The following is a 3,011-nucleotide window of genomic DNA, read 5'->3' as shown; positions in this document are numbered from 1 at the left end:
CGTGGTGGAAGGACTCGGTAAGGACTCGCCGGTCCCGTTGACCCATCTGGTGACGGAAACCCACCAATGGCTTCAAACACACCCAGAAGACATTCATGTGCGCACCAAGCTGCTGGGCGTGGTGGAAGAACTCGGTAAGGACTCGCCGGTCCCGGCGACTCAACTGGTGACGGAAACCCACCAATGGCTTCAAACACACCCAGAAGACATTCATGTGCGCATCAAATTGCTGGGCGTGGTGGAAGAACTCGGTAAAAACTCGCCGGCCCCGTTGACACAACTGGTGACGGAAACCCACCAATGGCTCCAAACACACCCAAAAGACGCTCAAGTGCGCACCAAGCTGCTGAGCGTGGTGGAAGAACTCGGTAAAAACTCGCCGGCCCCGTTGACACAACTGGTGACGGAAACCCACCAATGGCTCCAAACACACCCAGAAGACATTCATGTGCGCACCAAGCTGCTGAGCGTGGTGGAAGAACTCGGTAAAAACTCGCCGGTCCCGTTGACACAACTGGCGACGGAAACCCACCAATGGCTCCAAACACACCCAGAAGGTGCTCATGTGCTCACCAAGCTGCTGGACGTGGTGGAAGAACTCGGTGAGGACTCGCCGGTCCCGGCGACCCAACTGGTATTGAAAGCTCACCAATGGCTCCAAAAACACGCAGATGGCCTTTATGTCCGCATCAAATTGCTGGGCATGGTGGAAGGACTCGGTAAAAACTCGCCGGTCCCGTTGACACAACTAGTAACGGAAACCTGCCAATGGCTCCAAACACGCCCAGAAGATGTTCAAGTGCGCACCAAGTTGCTGGGCGTGGTGGAAGAACTCGGTAAAAACTCGCCGGTCCCGTTGACTGAACTGGTGACGGAAACCCACCAATGGCTCCAAACACACCCAGAAGACCTTTATGTCCGCATCAAATTGCTGGGCGTGGTGGAAGGACTCGGTAAGGACTCGCCGGTCCCGTTGACACAACTGGTGACGGAAACCCACCAATGGCTCCAAACACACCCAGAAGACGTTCAACTGCGCAGGAAGTTGCAGAGTGTCGAGCATGGAGGAAATCGGTGATGTGTCCACCCTCATGTCGGAACTCGACCAATAACCATGGGGACTGATGCACGAAGTGGTGGCAGGTCAGGTCGGGTCACACAGCCTGACGGGCTGGTGTGGTCATGATGGTCTCGGGCAGGTCGAACCCGAGGCTGTACAGCCGCTCCAAAGTTGGGCATAGCAGCGGTGAGTCGTGCCGATAAGCACCGGCGAGCTCGCCCTCGAACGGGATGCTGGCGCCCTCGACGAGCAGCGAACGTTTCAGGCCCAACTTCGCACGGTCGACCTAGGACTTGCCAGTGTTGTCCCCGCCGTGCGCAGCTTTGACGATGCAACCGTCGACGACCAGGTCGCCCAGGTCCAAGTCCCACCACCGTGTTATAGGTCTTCCGCGCGGCCTGTTCGAGCCAGTCGAACACCCTTGTGGTTATCCACTCGTCGCGACAGGCCCGCGGGGTCGTGGCCGAGACCCAGTCATCGACGTGCACCTGGTAAAAGCCGCCCGGCACGAGCCGGGCCACGAGGTTGTCGAACACCACTCGGTCCGGTACCCGCCGCCGGTGCCACCCTAACAAATGGGTGTCGACTCGAGCAGGGATTAGGGCCTGGAACGGGACCCACAACGGCTCGATAAAGGATGCTGGCACCGCAGGCACGGGACTCCTCATGACGACGTAGATCTAGGCAATCTACATCGAAGCGGACATCCCGTGCCTGCATCACATCCCCGATAAATCGCGCCCTACCCGCGCGACCTCTTAGGCGATCAGTTGGTGACTGATACGGTCCGGACTTCCTTCTTGGCTAATCCATTCTCGGTCCATTGAGCGGTCACTTGCACTGATCCAGATTTTAATGGGACGCAGCTCCACTGCAACTCAGAGTCACGGTGGAGGGTGACGGGTTCCTCGGATCCTTGGAACTTCACTACTGTTCCATTGATTCCTTCCACTTCCACGATGAGGTTCTCCGCGGCGGTTTCGCCTTCGTTCCTCACCACCAGAGCGTTCGCTTTGGTGCGGTACTTCGCCTTACCTTTGCTGTCCACACCTGCGGCTTCTTTGCGGTGGTCATGGCGCCAAGTCAGGCGGGCGCCCTCCTCCTTGGACGGTTGAGGCAATGCTTCGCCCCAGCCGTTCTCATCAATGTCGTACTGGATAGCGCGCCGGACCTGACCGATAAGGTCCTGCGGATTTTCGTACTCGCCCAAAAGACCCTTAGTTAGCATTTCTTCCTTAAACTTACGCAAGGCAGTAATCTGTTCCAGATCGGCATCGCGAGAAAACGGCGCGGTGGAGAAGTAAACGTGTACTGGTCGTCCTTGCGCGGCTGCACGATTGATTTCTTCTGCCGTGCCCGACACGTCCATTCCGGTGGACGCGCCCAAACGGCTGTTGAAGACTGCGATGACAGCATCCGACTGGTCTACGGCTTGGCTGTTGATGAGAGCCTGTGGCCGATCACCGAGCTGAGCTATAGCGTGACGTTCCCACAGCCAAGGCAACAAAGCGACTCCCTGCCTCCGGCCGTCAGTGATATTCCAATCCGTCAGCACATCCCTGAGCACAGCGCGTTCCTCCGCGGCATCACCGGGAGAAGCAATCAAAATGACAGCACCGTTCAAGTGTTGAGGCACTTCCAGCCTTTCGTTGGCAACTTCGTGCGGTCATGGGGACGACCGCGTGGGGCGGATGATAGAGCTGGGCACCAGCGGATACACGCAGGTGTCAAACCTATTCCAGGATAGGCCGAGGACTAGAGCGTGTCCTGTGATCCGGTGGACTCGTTCCGTTCATGGCCTGCCCGGTCGTATTGGGGGTCTTGCTAGAAGAGGGACTGATGCACGGTCAGGTCACCCTGATGCTCCTATGCGTGTCAAGCGGCGGTGAGCCAGGCACGGTAGGCGGTGGTCAGTTCCGCGTTGGGGCGTTTGCCGCGTTCGAGTTCGCTC

3 protein-coding genes are annotated in these 3,011 nt (G+C 58.2%); 1 reads left to right on the top strand and 2 read right to left on the bottom strand.

The window, feature by feature from the left end; genetic code table 11:
• On the top strand, positions 1-1,078 hold a 1,078-nt coding region (locus tag ACFU0Y_RS00420), incomplete at its 5' end, for a hypothetical protein (protein ID WP_380212466.1).
• Between the two features lie 76 nt (positions 1,079-1,154).
• Here the strand turns inward: ACFU0Y_RS00420 and ACFU0Y_RS00415 are convergent.
• Together ACFU0Y_RS00415 and ACFU0Y_RS00410 are read right to left on the bottom strand one after the other, a co-directional pair.
• A complete protein-coding gene (locus ACFU0Y_RS00415; RefSeq protein WP_380212465.1) occupies positions 1,155-1,331 on the bottom strand; it encodes a hypothetical protein in 177 nt (58 codons plus the stop codon).
• Between the two features lie 495 nt (positions 1,332-1,826).
• Positions 1,827-2,684: a DUF4062 domain-containing protein gene (locus tag ACFU0Y_RS00410; protein ID WP_380212464.1), complete on the bottom strand. Its 858-nt coding sequence runs from the start codon at positions 2,682-2,684 to the stop codon at positions 1,827-1,829.
• Positions 2,685-3,011 lie beyond the last annotated feature (327 nt).

It is taken from the genome of Kocuria sp. NPDC057446 (assembly GCF_042802875.1).
Taxonomy (GTDB): Bacteria; Actinomycetota; Actinomycetes; order Actinomycetales; family Micrococcaceae; genus Kocuria.
This window is presented reverse-complemented; position numbering and strand designations above follow the sequence as displayed.